This is a genomic window from Bacillus pretiosus (assembly GCF_052947655.1).
Map to the genome: position 1 here is coordinate 276,307 of NZ_JBRFUV010000002.1, position 19,198 is coordinate 295,504.

The following is a 19,198-nucleotide window of genomic DNA, read 5'->3' on the forward strand; positions in this document are numbered from 1 at the left end:
AAACGACGATCTACAGATCGTCGTCTTTGTATATATCTTGGTATTTCCGGATGCTGGTCCCTCCGTCATTCATATACTTTCTGATTGATAAAATCTTTTTTATGCCATCTTTTCTTTTTCCTTCTCCTTTTATAATTTTGTAACAAATTATTTTAAACAAAATAAAATCTTTTGCTTTTATATTTTTCAATGGATATTTAGAAAAGAAGGGAATTATCACCTCTACAAGGTCTGTCAAGTTCACTACTGTATATTCAACCTTATTTTTTCGAACCGTTACTTTTCCACACTTCAGCTTATTTCGAATAAAAGTTAAAATTCTTTTGTCTGACCGCTTCAGCGCTACAGAAAATGTAAGTCTTATCGAATAACCACAGGTGTATGTTTTACTTTTATCAATTCGAATATTAAAAGACCCCTCTCCTATAAAAGTTAAAGAAAAATTAAAAGTTGTAGTTTCAATTGAAGCTACAACTTTCTCATACTCATAAAAATTCTGTATCCATTCTGTAAGTACATAGGCATATCTATAATTATTTAGTGAGCCGCGATTAATTTCCCTTAATATGATGTGTCCCCCCCTTCCTTACCTCATAATTTTAATCGGGAAATTGAGAAAGAACATGCTTCAAATTAAAGTATCAACTCAGCATTATTATTCTGTAAACATTTAAATATTTCTATCCACTTGTCATCAAAACAAGTTATACTATCTCCGCCTTTAGTTATATTACAACACGATGGTTCGAGTTGGAGGAAGGCACTTTATGTTGTCTTTTTTTTGTGCACAAAGTAATGTAAATTGTATTATATATAGAGGGATTTAAGGGAAGATAGGTGAATATCATAATTAATTTTGAAGCGTTTAACCCAACTATAAACGACCTAGCGATCAAATTGACTATAATACTATTTATACCGTTATTTTTAGCGTTGCTTGTCAAAGTGATACTTATGAAGTTTATGAAAGAATCGATTGCTGGCAGATTAGCAAGTCTATCTTTGTTATTTTTTATGTACTATGTATTTAAATTTGTTACAGAATAGAAAGGCACCTTAGGGTGTCTTTTCTTTATGGAAAAATCCCCACACATTGTGCAGGGACCACGTTTTTCTTACCATTTAATTTTTGTTGGATTTAACTTGGAAATAGTTCCGCGTGCTAATTGTTTTTCGTTGCTGTCAAAGATACCGATATCACCAGAAAAATTTCCCCAATATTCCCCTAAATAGTCTTTTGATGGTGTTTTCAAATCTACATATAATCCCATTGTCCCGAAACTTGCCACCTGACGCGCTGCTGTGTCTCCTACTTGTTGCGCTCGTTCTTTCGTTGTTCCCACTGGGACGATAACAACAATTCGAGTTAGGCTGTCTTTTGCTTCAATATGGACGTCTTGCGCCTGTACAGCAACCTTTATACCATCCTTGCTGTTTGGATTCCTAATTGACTTAACTTGACATCTTTATTACGCGCTCCCTGGCCTTGTGCTGTCTTCGATTCGTCCGCTTTTTCTTGTGCTTGCGCTTCATTTAATCCACTGGCTTTCGCTTGTTCAACTGGCGTTGACTCTGCTTTTGGTTCTTCTTTAACTGTTTCCTTAACTACATTTTCATGCTGTTTTGATTTATCCGTCGATTGTTGCACAGGTACTTCCCTATGTTCTTGCTGCTTTTCTTCCTGAAATGCTTTAACTTTTTCTTTTTGTTCCTCTTTCTTCGCATCTTGCTCTATTTTCGCTTCTTCAGTACCACACGCAGCCAATAATAAACCTGCTGCAAGTGTTAAACCTGCTAATTTAATTGCTTTTATAATAAATACCGCCTTTTCATAATTTTATTCTTTCCTATGTATAAACGACCTCAGCTACAAATATTAACTTTGTACCCCAGCTCTGAATCATTCAAATGATAACATTTTAATATTTAAATTCTTTATATTTAAATATTAAATTTATAATCTAATTTCAATCAAAACAAATTAATTTTTGCATAAAACGTGGGTCATTCTTTTAAATGGATAGTGATATGACGGTACCCCCCTAATCGAAAAGAAACCCTATGTATTTTGATCAATCCTTGTTTCAAATACGTAGGGTTTTTCTTATAATAAAATCGATATTTACAGCATGCTTCAACGACATTATGTGCTTTGTTATTTTGTATCAATTCGAAATCTTCGACAATCGCTAAAGGGTTATAAAACGTAAGATCAGTTTCTTACCTTCTGGTGTGATTGTATAAACGTTCACTTCTCCTTTTTGTTTCACAGTACTCTTACATTGAAATTCTAATTAGACAAGTTAGCTATTAGTTAACTTGTCTAATTAGAAAACGTAATCTACTTTGTCCTTTTTCGTTCTACTAATACCCAGTACAGAGATAAACTGAAAAGAGTAATGAGTGCGAGAATGAATAGGATATTACTATACATGGAAATATCCGCATTGCTTGTAATGTCTAGAATGCTTTTTCGCAGTGAGGAATGATTCATCATAACTGCTGTATAGGCTATTCCGATTGACATAGCGACATTAAGAGTTAAGTTATAAAAACCGATTGCTGTTCCTGTTTTATCTTTCTCAATTGTACAAATGCAAGAATCAAGTAATGGTGCGTACATGAATGCAAATGAACTAGAGAATAGAACCATGGATATCACAAATACCATAACAGAAGTTTTTATAAAGAATCCGCCTAATAGTAAGCTGATTACAATACTAGACATAGCAATTGTAATACATTGCTTGCTTCCTAAAACTTTTGCAATTTTTCCAGAAAGAGCGCCGACAGTAGCTGCTGCTATATAACCTGGCATCAATAATAGTGAAATAGTATCTAGCTTCAAATCATAAATCTTTTCAAGTAAGAAAGGGAATATGAAGATATATGCTAGCTGTACAGAGTAAATTACAAAAGCAACGCCAAGCAGTGAGACAAACTGTTTATTTTTAAAGAAAGATATTCCGATAAACGCTTTTGAGTTCTTACTAATATAAGTAAGGAACATTATGACTACAGCAATAAACAAAAGAAGGTACATCCAATTGAAATCAGTAATATATAGTAGTAGGGATGCTGAAATCGTTGCCACTAAAAATAATCCCACTACATCTACATTACTGTTTTTCGTTTCTTCCTTAGGAAGATATTTCAAAATAAAAGGAAAAGTGAAAAGTGTTACTAAAGAAAGTAAAAATAGAGTTGTCCAATGGAAGTACGTAGAAACATAGCCTCCAGTTAATGCACCGATAAGCTGTGAAAGAGCAAAACTACTCGTACTGAATCCTAAAAATTTCTTTTGTTCATCTGCAGGTAAATGTTTTGTTACAAAGATAACATATAATGTTTCAGCTGATGCTAGACCCGCTGTTTGGATTATCCTAGAGATAACAACTAGTAAAAATGAATGTTGGAAAACATATCCCATGATTGAACCGACACAGATAAAGATAATACCAACACTAAAAAGTTTTCTCATACTAATAGAATCCGCTAAAGCTGCATAAACAACTGCCCCAATTCCAATCACAAGGCCAGCTAATGTTGCTTGCCAGCTAACTGTTTTTGCTGAAATGTGAAAATCCTTTGCCATATCAACAGAAATAATCTTAAATGAATTGTCAATTACCAAACATAGTAGAAATAACAGTAAGATAACAGGTACTGCTTTCCTAGCACTAAATTCCTGAGTTTTTTTCATGCTTACATCCCCACTTATTGTAGACATAACTATATTTCTCTCCTTTTGTTGTACAGGAAAATTTTCTTCCTGAGTTATAATTGTCACGCTTTTAACTACTAATTGATCCTTTCGTAAAAGGTTGGGGTCAGTAATTTTTATACCATTAGTTTCATACCGGGATTCCTTTGTTTACAGTTATCCCCCTATTTCCTTCCCATGATGTTTTAAGAAGAAACATTTTCATAAACATTTAAAAATCCCAACTTTTGATTACGCTTTCATAAAAACTGATGATAATCCTTCAAAATATACAACATCGGATGGTTGTATAAAAGTTTGTATGAATCTAGACGATGAAAGGGATATCTTGCCTGCCTATGATGTTTATGGAGCCAGCCACAAAACGCGAATTTCGTACGCTAAGCTATATTCTACAAAGAAGAATCCGATTTTCTTTATACTAGGAAAATCGGATTTTCCCTAATTAATCTGTTCAATCCATGCTTTATGAAGCCCTATTTTATCTGAGTAAACTTTCTTTTTCTTATAAGAAAAAAATCTTTAAAAATCAATACATCAATTACAAGTAGGCTTATACCGACTAATTTGTCCATTTGAAGAGGTGCTTTTTCGACAATACCTCAAATCTAAACTACGAATATTTAAATTGATTATCATTCCAGTTTACTAAGCTCCTTGCTTATCTTTTTCAATTCTTTTTTTGTAAGGTAGAAGATTCTTAAAGATAACGACTCCTAGTACCAACATGCCTATACCAATTAGTTTGTTTATTTGAAAAGGCACTTTCTCTATTCCAAACAATCCAAATGTATCTATACACAACGCAAGTACTAACTGAGTTATAAGACTGATTAATACTGTATAAGACGGTCCTAACAATTTAATAGCACTCATAATAAAAATAACCAAGCCTATACCATATAAACCGCTTAAATAATATATATAATTTGTCGTGTGATAGTTTATGAACAAAGTTTTTTCCGTAATAAAATAAGCTATTAAGGAACTAATCAATCCAAAACCAAGAACACAGGAGGTCGTTAGCCAATGCCCTACTCTCTCGTTAATTTTGACATTAAAGACTGATTGCAAACTGATTAATGCTCCTGCTAAGATAGCAAAAATTAACCCCATATATTTCCCCTCCTTTTTTCTTATTCATAAATATTATTTTTAGCAATTTCTTTCATTTTAGAAACATCTTTAATTAAAATAGTTCCTTTTTTCTTTTCAATCAGTTGTTCCTTGTAAAACTTTTGTAAAATCCGAATAACATGCCTATAACTTACTCCTATAAAATCTGCTATGCTTGATACCGATGTAGAATCTATATCTTCTCTATATATGTTTCCAGTACTATCCGTTGATATAGACAACAAATAACTTGCTACACGTACTTCTACAGGATAAAGTAAATTGAGTGCCGTGAAATCAGTTGCTATTTTTAAGGTATTCGCCATGTTTTGAAATAAAAAATTCATAAGTGCAATGTCATGTTTTAATTCATTTTTTATCACTTCAAATGGTACAGAGATCGTTTCCACATCAGAACATGCTTCAACTACATTATGAGATGTACTATTTTGAATGAGTTCAATATCACCGACAATTGCTAAAGGATTAATGAATCGCAAGATAAGCTTCTTACCGTCCGGTGTAATGGTATAAACTTTCACTTTCCCCTTAACCACAAAAAATAAACGATCCATTTTTTCGTCTTTATTACAAATAAGTTCCCCTTTTTTGACATGATTCAACTGAAAGTACCTTATATTTATTTTTTTTAAAGTCTCAAAGATATTGTGGATTTTTAAATAATGAATAATTAATTCTGATCTGCTATCATCTATCATTTTCACCAACCCTTTCAAGCCTAAATATTAAACACAACAATACCTAAAATCATAATGATAGTCCCAATTACATGATGACTCATTATTTTAATTTTTTTTATCCCAAACAAGCCATTAATTTCAATAAAAGTAGCCGTTAAAAGCTGGGCAATCATGAGGGTTCCGACTGTTAATGTAATCCCCATAGAATAAATAGCAAAAGTCTCAGCAAAAATAATAATTACTCCAAATGTACCTGAGGATAAATATATTTTTTTTACGTTTTTTAAATCATTTAACGAACTTTCTTTCTTTATAAAAAATAAAGATATTGCAATTAGAAAACCAATTAAATGTGTAATAATACTTGTTGACCAAATTCCAATATCTGAACTGAGTCGGGCATTAAAAGTACCTTGAAGTGTAATTAATGCACCGCCCATAATTGCAAAGAGTATACCTTTCAAAAAAATCACCTCCATTGTTCTGTCCACAGTGTAATTAAAAACTAAAATGATTTTACGCGAAAGGACAATTGTCCTTTTGTAAACTTTTAACTAATACTTAAATAACAATATTCTAAAAAATAAAAACTTCAATGAAGTAATTACCTTTATCTAAGACATGAGATTTAACTAATGAATCAAAGATATTATGGATTTTCAAATAATGAGTAATTAATTCTGATCTGCTATCATCTATCATTTTCACCAATCCTTTCAAGCTTACATATTAAACACAACAATACCTAAAATCATAATGATAGTCCCAATTACATGATGACTCATTATTTTAATTTTCTGTATCCCAAACAAGCCATTAATTTCAATAAAAGTAGCTGTTAAAAGTTGGGCAATCATGAGGGTACCGGCTGTTAATGTAATCCCCATTGAATAAATAGCAAGAGTCTCAGCAAAAATAATAATTACTCCAAATGTACCTGAAGATAAATATACCTTTTTCACGTTTTTTAAATCATTTAACGAACCTTCTTTCTTTATAAAAAATAAGGATATTGCAATTAGAAAACCGATTAAATGTGTAATAATACTTCTTGACAAAATTCCAATATCTGAACTGAGTCGGGCATTAAATGTACCTTGAAGTATAATTAATGCACCACCCATAATTGCAAAGAGTATACCTTTCAAAGAATCACCTCCATTGTTCTGTCCACAGAGTAATTAAAAACTAAAATGATGTTACGCAAAAGGACAATTGTCCTTTTGTAAACTTTTAACTAATGGTTAAATAACAATATTGTACAAAAATAAAAACTACAATGAAGTAATTACCTTTATCTAAGACATAAGATTTAACTTATGTATAAATAGACTATATGAATATAAATTAGAGAGGGCTGTTAAAATGAACAATCAGAATAGTGATTTACAAAATATTATTTCTTTTGTCAAAGAACTGGAGCATCTAAAAAATACGCTTCGAACTGCTTGGACAAAAGATAAAAGACAAGAGAGTGTTGCAGAACATTCATGGCGACTAGCTATTTTCTCTTTGGTACTAGAAAATCATTTCTTAAATATGGATTTTAATAAAGTCATTCGCATGTGCCTGATACATGATCTGGGTGAGGCGTACGAGGGAGATACACCCGCTATACTAAACATAAACAAACAAGAAAAACTCCAACAAGAAAGTCAATCTATTTCAAAATTAACTACTTCCCTTTCGGAAAAAACACGTAACAAAATATTTGAACTGTGGGAGGAATACAATAAAGGGGAAACTGAAGAAGCAAAGTTAGTAAAAGCATTAGATAAAATGGAGACAATTATTCAGCATAACCAGGGTTATACTCCCTTAGATTTTAACCATGATTTTAATGTTACATATGGTAAAGAATTTTCATTACATAATCCGATTATCAAAATACTTCGAAATTATATAGAAAATGAAACTAAAAATAAAATAAAACAACGAGATTTAACATAATTAAATCAATTTATAACCCGTGAGGTTGTGTTGCAAAGTTTCTTAAATCTAGTTACAGAATTATTGATTAAGGGAATATTGTTATTGTAAGAGGAGTCACTTCAGAACTTGATTTGGGACTTTGAATCATGAAAAAGTTCATACTCCCCAAAAATTGAAGATACCATTGAATATAGAATGGAATACGAGAGGCAAGGTTTTGTTTAAAACTAATTTGAATTCTTTATTATTGGCTTAATCACAAGGTTCTTGCTGTAGACCGCAAAGTAGCTATTCGTATATCTTAAATTGAAACCAACCTTGGCTCTTTTATTGTTTATTTCCCCTAAACTAAAAGTGGAGATAGCGAATTTATACAAAGGGAGATACAAGAGTGAAGATGATTTTCTGCGACCTATTTTCATACGTATCTCGGCTGTCTTAGGACAAATTCGTTAGCTATCATAAGTAATGATTAACCAAGATGCCCCATCACTCTCAAGTTAAAATTTTATAGTACCTCCAGAACGAAATTTTTTCGTTTTGGGGGCATTTTCCTTTCTTAGCTTGATGGCGATGTGGTGCTCCCCCTAAATACATGTAATCTTGTGTGAGCCTATAACTTTAGATATAACTGGAATTTTATTTAAATTCATTTCTGCAAAATAACATGTAAAAAACTAAAAAAGCAAAAAGAACACTTTTTTAGTTTTTCTAGCTTCTCAGTACAAATTTGAAAAAAGATTTCAAGCTATTTAGCTTATATAACGTATAAGGCAGCTATTGGCTAATCAAGTGTACATATTTGCTTATGACGCAATAGATGTTTAACCAAGAAGAAAAGCATTAGAGGAAACAAGAAATTGAATAATAAGATATCTTGCAATATATTTCTCTTTGTAAAAAGATAAGATCCTACTCTCCGATCTTATCTTTTTTATTTGTAAATTTGCAATAGGGCTACCGCCATATACCCCTTTTCATGATTAATTGGTTTTACTTTTAATACTCTCAGTTGCTTTTTTAAATAGTTTCATTGCCTGTTCTGCTTTGTTTTCTGCCTGTTCCAACTTATTATCATTTTGTTCTTCTAATGCCTCTGAGAGTAATTGCAGAGCATTCCAGTAATTATCCATTGCTTGCTTTATCTTTTTTTGTTCAACTTCTAACCCTTTAGGTGCCTCAAGGTATTTGATGTCTCTTACGTGTATTTTTGCCATATCCAAACTCAATTGGATTTCACTTTTCTTTGACTCATAATCCTTTATATCTGAATGCCCTATATCTTGTATCAGTCTCATAACTTCATCCATCTTATTTGTATTTTCTACGATGGCTGCTTTGTATTTATCAACTTCTAAACCACTAACTTTGTCGTTTAAATCTTCCTCACGATGACCCTCTTTCGCATGTTTCTGGTTCTCTTCCTTTACCTTTTGCTCTACATCAGGGTATTTCTCGTTTATCCCATTAAATACTGTCTCCCATTTAGAAACACCATCATCTATCCCCAACATACCGTTTTGTATGCTTTCTTTTGCTTTATTCTTATCATATTCACCATCATACTTACGGGCATCATACTGTCTAACTGCATCTTCTACTTTTATTAGGTGTTTTCTAATCTCTTCTACCCCTTCTTGTATTAAAAATTGGTAGTCTTGATACTTTTTAGGTGGTTTGATTTTTTCAAAACGGTTTATGTCCAAACTAATGTGACTAATTAAGGAATCTATCTCACCTATGTAGACACCCTCTTCTGTAAATAATTCATCAGTTTTCTTTTCTAATTTCTTTAAATGATACTGGAATTCTAAGTGTAGTTCAGTCAAACGATAAGGATAATCTTCTTCTGATACCTTTACCTTGTTTTCACCTTCTGTGTCTGATACATTTGATTTACTTTCTTTACTACTTGATTCGTCTTCCTTACTTCCCTTTTCATACTTAATTCTAGACAATGCGTTTCTTAGTTGATTTTCAATCTGTTCATCACTATAGTGCAATTTCTTTAGGTCAGATACCATTTTATCTGCATCATAATACTTATCTACTTTTCTATACTCTGACTGTGTAAGTCCATATGTATTTAATGTGCAACCTACTAGCATGAAACTAACACTTAATCCTGCTATTGCGATACCCTTAAATGATTTATTAATATTCATTTTAAACTTATCCCCTTTTTCTTTTAGTAATTCTTTTCTTCAACAATAGACAGATTTTCATGAGTTTTTGCATTGTCTGCTGCGTCAGTTTAGTTTTCCTAACTTATTGTTTCAGTCTTAATTTGAATTTCTTCCTTATAATTACAAAAAGGATATACCTAAACATATAACTGCTAGTAAAATATATCCTTATATTATTTTATAATGATAATAATTAATGAGTCAAAGTGATTTGCGAAAACTATCAACTCAGATACCTACTTTTATAGAAATACAGTAGGCTTTTTTACATTAAAAAACTCACCATCCAACAGAAATGACGAGATCCTTATATATTATTTAATATCTTGTTTTCTCTAATGCTTTTCTTCTTAATTAACAAATAACTGCACTATACGTTATATAAGCTAAAATATCTGAAAGGTTTACTCTGATAAAAGCCAAATGACTACAAATATTCCTGTAACTGCCGCACCTCCGAAAAATCCTACCAATATTTTCCCATGAGTACCATTAACAACTTCTTTTAAATCTGCTTTTGCCTTTTTCTTGTCTTCTCCTGTTGAAAAGAGATAACTAATAAAATGTACGACTAGTGAAACTAATGCCGCGATTATTTCTATCATTACTTATGTACCTCCCTAATATATATGTACCTTTAATTAACCAATAATTTCCTTATACATTATATCAGCTAGGGTACACGGAAGTATAATAAATTATTTATATAACATATTTTATTAATCGATATCGTATTATGATGGTTCATATCAAAAAAGACATCTAATAATTCCTTAACGTACGAAATTCGCGTTATGTTGGCGGGACCCCACATCCATCAACTTAAGGAATATTTTGAAGTATCCCTAAAACAAAAATTTTATATCACTACAACAGTCATTTATGAGAATTTAGATCATTTTATTTATTGCTATGCTGTTTTCTTGTGACACAGAGTACAATTATAGACAACATCTAAAATATTAAAGACTTTCTTTTTTTCATAACAGTGGAACTTTCGCCGTTTTTCTGTAGGAGGATAAACAGGCGAAGCAGGATTACTTGAGTTGAAAGCTCTTGATACAATCCGATATAAGCTTCGTAAATTTCGTGGGTTTGTCCTGGTTATAGCTGGAATGAATTTGACAATTGTTACAGAAAAAAGAACTGACATTCTTACAAATCTGGAAAATTGATAATGGCTGTTTATGAAACTTTCAATATTTATAATTAAAGTTGGTGCTACTTCTTTATTGCATTAGATAGCAATGTAATTTATAATACGTTTAAATGATTAAATTCTTAAACGGAAGGTAATGTTAGCGAAATGAACTGTAATGATAAAGTAATGCATATTTTAGAAAATTTAAGACCATGTTTCCAAGGGTTGGGAGATCCAACTCGTCAGCAAATTGTATCGCTTTTAATTGATAAAGATAGCTTGAATGTGACGCAAATTGCGGAGCATATTCCCATGTCAAGACCTACTGTATCTCATCATTTGAAAATATTGAAACAATCAGGGTTACTTCGAGTTCAGAAAAAAGGCACTGAAATGTATTATTGTCTTGAATTTAATGAAACAATAAATCTTTTAAAAGAACTTGTTTCTTTAGTTGAAGATGAATGTAAGAATTAGGTACTCATTTATAGTTTAGGGACACCTTTTGTCCCTTTTTTTAGCGACATTATGTTAATAGGTTTAAGTTTTTAATTATTTAAACTTATGATCTCACACTAATTAAAATGGAGGTTTCAGATGAATAAGAAAACAGTATTAATTGTTGGTGGGTATGGTGTTGTTGGTAGTCAAATTGCTCAAATTTTACATGATCGACATCCTGATTTGGAAATTAGATTAGGAGGAAGAACTTTAGGGAAAGCGTTACCTTTTGAATCAGATAGAGTAAAAATAGTCACTGTAGACAACACAATAGATGATCCTTTAAGAAATTTGGATGATAATTTCACATTAGTTGTTAATGCGGTTAATGACCCGCAAGATAGACTACTTCTATCTGCAGTTCAAAAAAAAATTCCATTGGTTGACATTACTCGTTGGACTGAACGTTTTAAGAGTTCTATTGATCGATTAAAAAATGTTGAGGTCCAATCCCCTGTTGTATTAGCTTCAGGGTGGATGGGAGGGACAGCAGCCCTTTTTGCTAAAATGTATTCAAAAGATCTTCAAGAGGTTACGGTTGATATCAACGCACTATATTCTCTTCAAGACAAAGCAGGACCAAATTCAACAGCATATATGGACCGGTTAACGATTCCATTTGAAGTCAAAGCTCCAGAGGGAATGCGACAGGCTTATCCAATGACTGACCCAATCAAAGTCCGCTTTCCCAACGGTTATATAACCAAATGTTATCGTTTGGATACTCCTGATCACGTAACCCTGCCGGAATCAATTCATGCTGTTTCGGCTAACTTTCGGATTGCTTTTGATAGTAAAATATCTACATATGGACTGGTTTCTCTGGTGAATACAGGAATTTGGAAACTGATTAGTGGAGAAAAATTTAATGACTTACGAAAAAATATTCTTTATAAACCCGGAAGTGGAAGTGCACATAACATAGTTATTCACCTTAAAGGTTATGATGCTACTGGTGTATTGCATAGACGATGTGTGAACATATCCGATCCGTTAGGACAGACACATCTTACGGCTTTAGGAGCGGCTGTCCAAGCAGAGAAAATTTTACAAACATCTGATATTGTGGTTCGGGATTCTGAAATTTACTTTCCGGAAAATCTATTAGATTTGGGTGTGAATGCATCTGTAATTATAGATTTTTATAGAGAATATGGGGTCACTATTACGAAAGAAAATATATAAAAAGTACCGTTCTATACTTGGTAGTACACATATGGCTATCCAGATAAGAAATACAAATATCTCCAAAACGAGAGAATGTACATCTTCATGTGAAAATGTACATTCTCTCGTTTTGCGGTGTTATAAAATTCTTAAGTTGATGGATGTGGGTTACCATACATGCCCATCAACTTAAGAGTTTTACTACCCCCAAGTGTCAAAAAACGTTATTCTTTCTAAAAAACTAGCTAGAAAGGGTGACATTTTTTTTGAATCTTTCGATTCAAGATGAATTACAACTATTTTCTGAAGAATTGTATCGTCATTTAACCCCTTCTCTTTTGGAAGAACTCGCAAAAGAATTAGGTTTTGTAAAAAGAAAACGAAAGTTTTCAGGAAATGAATTAGCTACCATATGTATCTGGGTAAGTCAACGTACAGCGAGTGATTCTCTCGTTCGACTATGCAGTCAATTACACGCAGCCACGGGCACTCTTATGAGTCCAGAAGGACTCAATAAACGCTTTGATAAAAAAGCGGTTGAATTTTTGAAATATATTTTTTCTGCATTATGGAAAAGTAAACTTTGTAAAACATCGGCCATTTCAAGTGCGGCACTCACGTGTTTTCAACGCATTCGCATTTTAGATGCAACGATTTTCCAGGTACCGAAACATTTAGCTCATGTATACCCTGGGTCAGGAGGTTGTGCACAAACAGCGGGTATCAAGATTCAATTAGAATATGATTTACACAGCGGACAATTTTTAAACTTCCAGATAGGACCTGGAAAAACAATGATAAAACATTTGGTACAGATTGCTTAGATACCTTACAACCAGGTGATCTGTGTATTCATGATTTAGGTTATTTTTCATTGGAAGACTTAGATCAAATGGATCAACGTGGCGTGTGTTATATATCAAGGCTTAAGTTAAACCATACCGTCTATACGAAAAATCCGCTTCCGGAATACTTTCGTAATGGGACAATAAAAAAACAATCACAGTATATCCAAGTTGATTTAGAGAACATTATGTACACGTTAAAATCAGGGCAAACGTATGAAATAAAAGAGGCCTATATTGGCAAGAGCCAAAAACTATTTACAAGAGTAATTATCTACCCGATTAACAGAGGAACAAATACTAGAGCGTAGAAAAAAACAAAGCTATACCAAAAGTAAAAAGGGGATTACGTTTTCAGAAAAGAGTAAACGATTAACGGGTATCAACATATATATTACGAATACGCCTTGGGAGATGGTTCCGATGGAACAAATTCATGATTTTTACTCCCTTCGTTGGCAGATCGAAATCATATTTAAAACGTGGAAATCGCTATTTCAAATCCATCACTGGCAAACTATCAAACAAGAAAGATTAGAATGCCATGTGTATGGAAAGCTCATTGCCATTTTTATCTGTTCTTCTACGATGTTTAAGATGCGCCAACTTTTGTTGCAAAATCACAAAAGAGAACTAAGTGAATATAAAGCAATTGGGATGATTCAAGATCATCTCTCCCTGTTATATCAAGCGATACAGAGAAACACCCATATAATAGCAAAGGTTTTTATCCGTCTGTTTACCCTACTAAAGAAAAATGGCCGGAAATCTCATCGATATGAGAAGAAAACTCTCTTTGATATTATGGGTGTTATCTATGAGTATAGTGGATATAGAAAACAAAAGAAAGTTGCATAAGTGAAAAAATGAAACCCGTTAGGGTTTATTTCGTATGCTTATTTTTAAGAGGATTATACTGTTTAAAAATTTATTCATTTCAAATAATGAAAAACCGTGGAGTTTCTATCCTTAAGTTGATAGGCATGGGGTACTGCCAGCATTTCGCTAAGAAAAAAATGAGCCGTCCATATGGACAGCTCATTTACATAATTTTCGTTATTGGGATCTATTGCAAGCTACTTATATTTTGAGTAGGGTTAATCTTTATTTTTTTCTAATAATCGAATAACCTTATATAAATTTTACTCAACTGAATTTTACTTTTTGCGATTGCTAGAATATCGAATTATACGTATAATCCCCCCAAGCAGTGCACCGATGATCATTAATATAATAGCAACTCCAATGTAATAAATAGAGTTTTCTAAAGGCATTATACAGGACCTCCTTTTCCCTATTTTACCATTTATAAGAAGTGATTTGTTGTTTGATTTTGGTTGTATACTCTATACATGTCAGGTTAGTATAACATCTCATTATCGGTACCAAGAGCAAAGAGTCCCCCCTACGCTCAGAAAGAAACCTCCTTTTTCTTTTAGTTATTTTCGTATCCCGAATGTAACCGCAAGAGATTTATGTATCCAAGTTTTGGTGTACTTTATATTATATTTGCATAATTACATAATTATCCTTTATATAACGATATTTAAATTTATATTTTTAACCTGTAAAATACAGGATATTAAATAAACACCTAAGGGGTTGTTAATATGAAAAAATTTATGAGCATGTTAGCTATGTGTTTTGCACTTACACTAGCATTTTTACCAACTATTTCAAAGGCGGATTCTTCTCCACTACGAAGTGTTAGCATTAGTGCTGTAGGCGATAATAACAAAATGTATAGTGCAAGTTCTTACTTAACTATTCCTGTTCTTAAAGGCGATTACCTTTATGTGAAAGTTAGTGAAGTAGGTACACCGGATTCATATTCTGAGGCTTTAACTGTTAATGGTGTTAGATATGCAGGAAGTTCTTTAGACGAAGTCAGTTCTTATACTGGTCCATTCGGATCTGAAAAAACATTTAGATTACGTATTAAGGATTCTTACATCTTCTCAAACACAACAAATTCAACAAACACTATAGCTTTTGAAGCTAGAGTCCCTTTCTCAATGCAAGTATTATCTAAAAGTATATCGGTTCATGTAGAATAATTTATAACATTTTTATTTAATAGAAACATAATTTGAACTTACCATTATAGAAGAAGGGGTACCATAAAAATGGTGAACTTAATATTGTTCAAAGTTACTTATACTTATCTCCCAATTAATTGTACAATCTACCCTTTTCATCTACTAAGTTTTTTTACTAAAGAATAGAAACTAAAAAAGAAATAGAAATAAACCTTTTTTATTATTTTGTTCATCTTTTTTTTCGTTTTAGGGGAGATATTGTTTTTTGGCTTGATAACAATGTGGAGGTATCCTAGGTTTAAAAATCCCTGTAGTTACTGCATACTAGCAACACCCTTTTTGAAATTTAGGTTACTGTGATGTATAATTACCAAAAAAATCTAAGGAGTTATATATATGGCTAATATAAAAATAATAGCTGAGGTTCTGAGTATAGGGTTACAAATTGGTTTATTTTCAAAAACTGAAGTAATTAATTGGGCTGATCATACAATTGAAACATTAGATAACCCTTCTATTGAAATTATAGAAATTTCTCTATCTAGTAATGATAAGTTGGTTGACATCGTACCTAAATTAAAAAACGTAAAAGGAACGTATGATAAAAATTTACCCGTAAAAATTATACTGGGACTGTTATGGGATAAATTTATTCTAAATGAAGAAAATGTATTGAAGATAAAACCATTTATATCTAATTTGATACATAATAATTGCTGTGAGGGATTTAGTTATGTAGATGAACAGCTATATAATTTTAATGAGGAAATTAATTTAGCCGCAGATAATATATATGGGAATCTAGAAGATATTAGTCAAGACTTAAAAAGCTTTTTATCTCCTTATAAAGACTTTAGTAAATACTTTAGTTTTTGGGAAACTTGAAAAATATTAAATGGATGGAAATAGTTCCTTTAGAGATAGATTCTCATAAAATGGTAGTTTTATGAGTACAGGATTTCCAGAAAGATAGAGGTGAGTTTACATGAAAGATAAATACACACAATATGAAGAATTAGGTTGTTTTTTAGCAGGAACTTTCCATCAAGATATTGAATCACTCCAATTTGCCATAAACGAATTTATCACTGAAGTTACTACTATATGTTTAGAGAATACTATTGAAGACATTACAGCATTCCTACAAAGTGGTTTATCCGTTCATGAAAAAGAAGAATTCATCATATATAATACCGAAATTTATTTTCCTGCTTTAAACCTTACTCCTATAGAATGGCTAGAACAAATAATTGAACTCTTAAAAAGAGCATTAAAAAATAAATAGTAAGACCGATTTTCAACCGCCCTTTACAGGTTATTTTTTACTTTTTCTACTTCACATATACAAAAGGTTCATTTGTCGTAACATAATATATCCCCCTCCTTTTCATTCATGATTTTTTACTTCTTTTCTCTCCCTTGCCAATGAATATAGTATATAATTCAGCACCTCCCAAAACTATTTTTCTTCCACATTACGAGAAAAATCCCCTCAAGGTATCTCAAAGGCAGGACAATTATTTAATATTCCTATACTCTCCAACATACAACAAAATACATCGTAAAATATATCTTAAGATGTATTTTAAAAGGGAAATCGGCATCAGTTTTCTAACCCATATATTTATGAGGAGCTTTACCCATAAGTTGGTCTTGTGTTAATTATTAACCTATAAGCCGGCCATTATTTTATGCGAAATTTTATACATATGGAGTAAAGGAAATAAAGATAATGATTGCTTTTAACCACTGATATAATGGAATGAATAAGAAACTGCATACGTAAGTGAATAGGATGTTTCACGAATATTAATTAGTCGGGGATTGTTGATAAGGAGAACTTCTGATAATGAGACGTTACGTTAACCGAACATGTATAGGATATACACTGTTCCTTATTCAACCAAATGGCATTTTAGTTCAAGAATGACAGTAGAAGGTTTCAAGTAAGTTAATAGAGAAAATTGTTGGTATGAGATTTTAGAAAGGAGAATTTAATAAATGGTTAAAATTAAAGACTCATGGTTTACAGTAAATCAAATAGATAATACAACTTTCGCTATTAGTGAGTATGGACATTGGGAACAAGTTCACTCTTATTTATTAATCGGTGAGGAGAGAGCTGCATTAATTGATACGGGTCTTGGGATTGATAACATAAAAAGGATTACAGACCAGCTTACAAATTTACCGATTATTATTTTAACAACACACGTCCATTGGGATCATATTGGAAGTCATGGTGAATTTAAGAATATTTATGTACATAAGGATGAAGAAGACTGGCTAGTCAATGGTATTAAGAAACTTTCTATCGAACAAATCAGAAAAGATGTAAGTCGTGATATTACAATTCCTACACCAAAAACGTTTAATCCAGACACCTATAAACCCTTTCAGGGTAATCCTACAGGTTTGTTAAATGACGGTGATGAAATAGAGATAGGCAATAGAAAATTGACTATCTACCATACTCCAGGACATTCTCCGGGACATATTTCAATTTTAGATAATAGTAAAGGTTATTTATTTACAGGTGATTTGCTTTATGATGGGACTCCAGTGTATGCTTTTTTCCCTACGACCAACCCTGTGGATTTAACGCAATCGTTAAAGAAAATATCCAAAATCCCCAATGTTACGAAGATTTATGGAGGACATAATACAATAGGTCTTGATGCAAGCCTTTTAAAAGAAGTGAGAAATGCAGTTGAGGAACTTAAAGAAAAAGATCAAGTAAGATTCGGAACTGGAATTCATAAATTCAAAGGATTTAGTTTGCAATTTTAATTATGTTTATTAAACTAATTGGGGCTTTAATTGAGCAAGAAACTAAAAACTTTTAACTTTCTCTTTTGAATTTCACGTCAACTAGTACCTCTTACGAGGGTCTAGTTATTATTTTTGTTGTATACATATTAGAAGCATAAGTTGGCCAAGTTGATCAAAACAGCCATCTTATGCTTCTTGTTACAGTTTTGAACATAGAGTATACAAATTATTACACTTACTTTTCTTCACCGCTTGCTTGCATGGAATTAAAAGTCCAATTTAATTTCAATGCATCTCCCTGAAATACATTTTGGTCTTCACCGCTATTTACAAATGTGAACATTACATAAAATGTATCATCATCACCAGGAGCAAGTCCATTTCCTTCTCGATCTACAATACCTTTCTTTACAAGGTCAGGAATACTTCCATTTTGGGTAGCTACCTTTAATTCAGATAATGTAGTAGACCATACTGGAACTTCATTTTTATCCAAATTCCACAAGAAATCCACACGGATATGATCACCAAAATCAGCATTTCCATTATCCCCTTTCGCATCGATTACACTGTAATCTGTCAGGAGTTTCACATCTCCTATTGCTAAGGTTCCTTTGTTAACTAATTGAAAACCGCGCTCCATTTCATCACCTGGTTTCAGATTGTCGACATTAATAACAACTTCAGGATTTACACTCAAATCTAAAGTACCCGCTGCAAACGTGTTTTGTGATACTTCCTTATCACTGAAATACGCGTATGTTCCCCCGCCAATTAAAGATAAGCCTAGCGCTGCAGTTATGACACCCATACCAAGTTTTTTCTTCATACCCATTTCACAAGTCCCCCTATTTTTAAAGTTCAAACTACAAACCTTATTTCCATCCCACAAACAATAATCATTAAGCAATTACCTTGTCCCATAACGAAAGCGAACTTAGTTTAAACAAATTACTTCATGTACCCAAACGACTATAACTTTTAAAATGACCGGTAATATTACCGTGAATCATTACCGGTCATTTGTTAGCCAATCTCATTTCATTTACTATTCATTGTCCGATTACTTTATTT

Annotated in this window: 17 protein-coding genes and 5 pseudogenes; 9 read left to right on the top strand and 13 right to left on the bottom strand. The window is 32.2% G+C overall.

Annotated features, from left to right (window positions below; all coding sequences use genetic code 11):
- Window positions 1-10: 10 nt before the first annotated feature.
- Window positions 11-571: an LAGLIDADG family homing endonuclease gene (locus ACU8YW_RS28445; protein ID WP_426936049.1), complete on the bottom strand. Its 561-nt coding sequence runs from the start codon at window positions 569-571 to the stop codon at window positions 11-13.
- A gap of 266 nt (window positions 572-837) precedes the next feature.
- On the opposite strand from ACU8YW_RS28445, the gene ACU8YW_RS28450 reads away from it, so the two are divergent.
- Entirely contained in the window at window positions 838-1,047 is a 210-nt protein-coding gene (locus ACU8YW_RS28450; RefSeq protein WP_088062889.1) for a hypothetical protein, read from the top strand.
- 68 nt (window positions 1,048-1,115) lie between these two features.
- Here the strand turns inward: ACU8YW_RS28450 and ACU8YW_RS28455 are convergent.
- From ACU8YW_RS28455 to ACU8YW_RS28485, 7 genes and pseudogenes are all read right to left on the bottom strand, one after another.
- Window positions 1,116-1,813: pseudogene (locus ACU8YW_RS28455) on the bottom strand (DUF874 domain-containing protein).
- Between the two features lie 314 nt (window positions 1,814-2,127).
- Window positions 2,128-2,261: pseudogene (locus ACU8YW_RS28460) on the bottom strand (Crp/Fnr family transcriptional regulator); the annotation flags it as partial.
- A gap of 80 nt (window positions 2,262-2,341) precedes the next feature.
- Complete coding sequence (locus ACU8YW_RS28465) at window positions 2,342-3,730, bottom strand: MFS transporter (RefSeq protein ID WP_446894124.1); 1,389 nt, start codon at window positions 3,728-3,730, stop codon at window positions 2,342-2,344.
- A 642-nt stretch (window positions 3,731-4,372) separates the two neighbouring features.
- Window positions 4,373-4,840: a DMT family transporter gene (locus tag ACU8YW_RS28470; RefSeq protein ID WP_426936031.1), complete on the bottom strand. Its 468-nt coding sequence runs from the start codon at window positions 4,838-4,840 to the stop codon at window positions 4,373-4,375.
- Between the two features lie 20 nt (window positions 4,841-4,860).
- A complete protein-coding gene (locus tag ACU8YW_RS28475; protein ID WP_098133278.1) occupies window positions 4,861-5,559 on the bottom strand; it encodes a Crp/Fnr family transcriptional regulator in 699 nt (232 codons plus the stop codon).
- Window positions 5,560-5,579: 20 nt separating this feature from the next.
- On the bottom strand, window positions 5,580-6,005 hold the full coding sequence (locus ACU8YW_RS28480; protein WP_426936032.1) for a DMT family transporter: 426 nt from the start codon (window positions 6,003-6,005) through the stop codon (window positions 5,580-5,582).
- A 258-nt stretch (window positions 6,006-6,263) separates the two neighbouring features.
- On the bottom strand, window positions 6,264-6,689 hold the full coding sequence (locus ACU8YW_RS28485; protein ID WP_088062884.1) for a DMT family transporter: 426 nt from the start codon (window positions 6,687-6,689) through the stop codon (window positions 6,264-6,266).
- A gap of 217 nt (window positions 6,690-6,906) precedes the next feature.
- Here ACU8YW_RS28485 and ACU8YW_RS28490 point away from each other — a divergent pair, with 217 nt between their 5' ends.
- Window positions 6,907-7,491, top strand: coding sequence for an HD domain-containing protein (locus ACU8YW_RS28490; RefSeq protein ID WP_426936033.1), 585 nt, complete (start codon window positions 6,907-6,909; stop codon window positions 7,489-7,491).
- A gap of 965 nt (window positions 7,492-8,456) precedes the next feature.
- Here the strand turns inward: ACU8YW_RS28490 and ACU8YW_RS28495 are convergent.
- The 3 genes and pseudogenes from ACU8YW_RS28495 to ACU8YW_RS28505 all read right to left on the bottom strand — a co-directional run.
- Window positions 8,457-9,638: a DUF7018 domain-containing (lipo)protein gene (locus tag ACU8YW_RS28495; protein ID WP_426936034.1), complete on the bottom strand. Its 1,182-nt coding sequence runs from the start codon at window positions 9,636-9,638 to the stop codon at window positions 8,457-8,459.
- A gap of 425 nt (window positions 9,639-10,063) precedes the next feature.
- Window positions 10,064-10,264, bottom strand: a complete 201-nt coding sequence (locus ACU8YW_RS28500) for a hypothetical protein (protein WP_000569753.1) — start codon at window positions 10,262-10,264, stop codon at window positions 10,064-10,066.
- Between the two features lie 305 nt (window positions 10,265-10,569).
- Window positions 10,570-10,718, bottom strand: a pseudogene (locus ACU8YW_RS28505) (IS4 family transposase); the annotation flags it as partial.
- Between the two features lie 247 nt (window positions 10,719-10,965).
- Between ACU8YW_RS28505 and ACU8YW_RS28510 the strand changes: the two are divergent.
- The 3 genes and pseudogenes from ACU8YW_RS28510 (at window position 10,966) to ACU8YW_RS28520 (ending at window position 14,171) form a co-directional block, all read left to right on the top strand.
- Window positions 10,966-11,277, top strand: a complete 312-nt coding sequence (locus ACU8YW_RS28510; RefSeq protein WP_000995770.1) for an ArsR/SmtB family transcription factor — start codon at window positions 10,966-10,968, stop codon at window positions 11,275-11,277.
- A 120-nt stretch (window positions 11,278-11,397) separates the two neighbouring features.
- Entirely contained in the window at window positions 11,398-12,486 is a 1,089-nt protein-coding gene (locus ACU8YW_RS28515; protein ID WP_001036800.1) for a saccharopine dehydrogenase family protein, read from the top strand.
- Between the two features lie 248 nt (window positions 12,487-12,734).
- Window positions 12,735-14,171, top strand: a pseudogene (locus ACU8YW_RS28520) (IS4 family transposase).
- A gap of 302 nt (window positions 14,172-14,473) precedes the next feature.
- Here the strand turns inward: ACU8YW_RS28520 and ACU8YW_RS28525 are convergent.
- A pseudogene (locus tag ACU8YW_RS28525) lies at window positions 14,474-14,587 on the bottom strand (DUF4083 domain-containing protein); the annotation flags it as partial.
- Between the two features lie 336 nt (window positions 14,588-14,923).
- Here ACU8YW_RS28525 and ACU8YW_RS28530 point away from each other — a divergent pair.
- From ACU8YW_RS28530 to ACU8YW_RS28545, 4 genes are all read left to right on the top strand, one after another.
- Window positions 14,924-15,370, top strand: coding sequence for a hypothetical protein (locus ACU8YW_RS28530; RefSeq protein ID WP_426936035.1), 447 nt, complete (start codon window positions 14,924-14,926; stop codon window positions 15,368-15,370).
- A 378-nt stretch (window positions 15,371-15,748) separates the two neighbouring features.
- The gene (locus ACU8YW_RS28535; protein ID WP_426936036.1) at window positions 15,749-16,237 is read left to right on the top strand and encodes a hypothetical protein; all 489 of its coding nucleotides are present in this window, start codon (window positions 15,749-15,751) and stop codon (window positions 16,235-16,237) included.
- A gap of 100 nt (window positions 16,238-16,337) precedes the next feature.
- Complete coding sequence (locus tag ACU8YW_RS28540) at window positions 16,338-16,637, top strand: contact-dependent growth inhibition system immunity protein (RefSeq protein ID WP_426936037.1); 300 nt, start codon at window positions 16,338-16,340, stop codon at window positions 16,635-16,637.
- A 716-nt stretch (window positions 16,638-17,353) separates the two neighbouring features.
- The gene (locus ACU8YW_RS28545) at window positions 17,354-18,142 is read left to right on the top strand and encodes an MBL fold metallo-hydrolase (RefSeq protein ID WP_426936038.1); all 789 of its coding nucleotides are present in this window, start codon (window positions 17,354-17,356) and stop codon (window positions 18,140-18,142) included.
- A gap of 217 nt (window positions 18,143-18,359) precedes the next feature.
- Here the strand turns inward: ACU8YW_RS28545 and ACU8YW_RS28550 are convergent, their stop codons facing one another.
- A complete protein-coding gene (locus tag ACU8YW_RS28550; RefSeq protein ID WP_088609821.1) occupies window positions 18,360-18,959 on the bottom strand; it encodes a TasA family protein in 600 nt (199 codons plus the stop codon).
- Window positions 18,960-19,198 lie beyond the last annotated feature (239 nt).

Excerpts from the sequence above, each read along its gene's own strand:
- ACU8YW_RS28465 (WP_446894124.1), bottom strand. The coding sequence starts at position 3,730 with ATGTCTACAATAAGTGGGGATGTAAGCATGAAAAAAACTCAGGAATTT.
- ACU8YW_RS28470 (WP_426936031.1), bottom strand. The coding sequence starts at position 4,840 with ATGGGGTTAATTTTTGCTATCTTAGCAGGAGCATTAATCAGTTTGCAA.
- ACU8YW_RS28475 (WP_098133278.1), bottom strand. The coding sequence starts at position 5,559 with ATGATAGATGATAGCAGATCAGAATTAATTATTCATTATTTAAAAATC.
- ACU8YW_RS28490 (WP_426936033.1), top strand. The coding sequence starts at position 6,907 with ATGAACAATCAGAATAGTGATTTACAAAATATTATTTCTTTTGTCAAA.
- ACU8YW_RS28495 (WP_426936034.1), bottom strand. The coding sequence starts at position 9,638 with ATGAATATTAATAAATCATTTAAGGGTATCGCAATAGCAGGATTAAGT.
- ACU8YW_RS28500 (WP_000569753.1), bottom strand. The coding sequence starts at position 10,264 with ATGATAGAAATAATCGCGGCATTAGTTTCACTAGTCGTACATTTTATT.
- ACU8YW_RS28510 (WP_000995770.1), top strand. The coding sequence starts at position 10,966 with ATGAACTGTAATGATAAAGTAATGCATATTTTAGAAAATTTAAGACCA.
- ACU8YW_RS28515 (WP_001036800.1), top strand. The coding sequence starts at position 11,398 with ATGAATAAGAAAACAGTATTAATTGTTGGTGGGTATGGTGTTGTTGGT.
- ACU8YW_RS28530 (WP_426936035.1), top strand. The coding sequence starts at position 14,924 with ATGAAAAAATTTATGAGCATGTTAGCTATGTGTTTTGCACTTACACTA.
- ACU8YW_RS28535 (WP_426936036.1), top strand. The coding sequence starts at position 15,749 with ATGGCTAATATAAAAATAATAGCTGAGGTTCTGAGTATAGGGTTACAA.
- ACU8YW_RS28540 (WP_426936037.1), top strand. The coding sequence starts at position 16,338 with ATGAAAGATAAATACACACAATATGAAGAATTAGGTTGTTTTTTAGCA.
- ACU8YW_RS28545 (WP_426936038.1), top strand. The coding sequence starts at position 17,354 with ATGGTTAAAATTAAAGACTCATGGTTTACAGTAAATCAAATAGATAAT.
- ACU8YW_RS28550 (WP_088609821.1), bottom strand. The coding sequence starts at position 18,959 with ATGGGTATGAAGAAAAAACTTGGTATGGGTGTCATAACTGCAGCGCTA.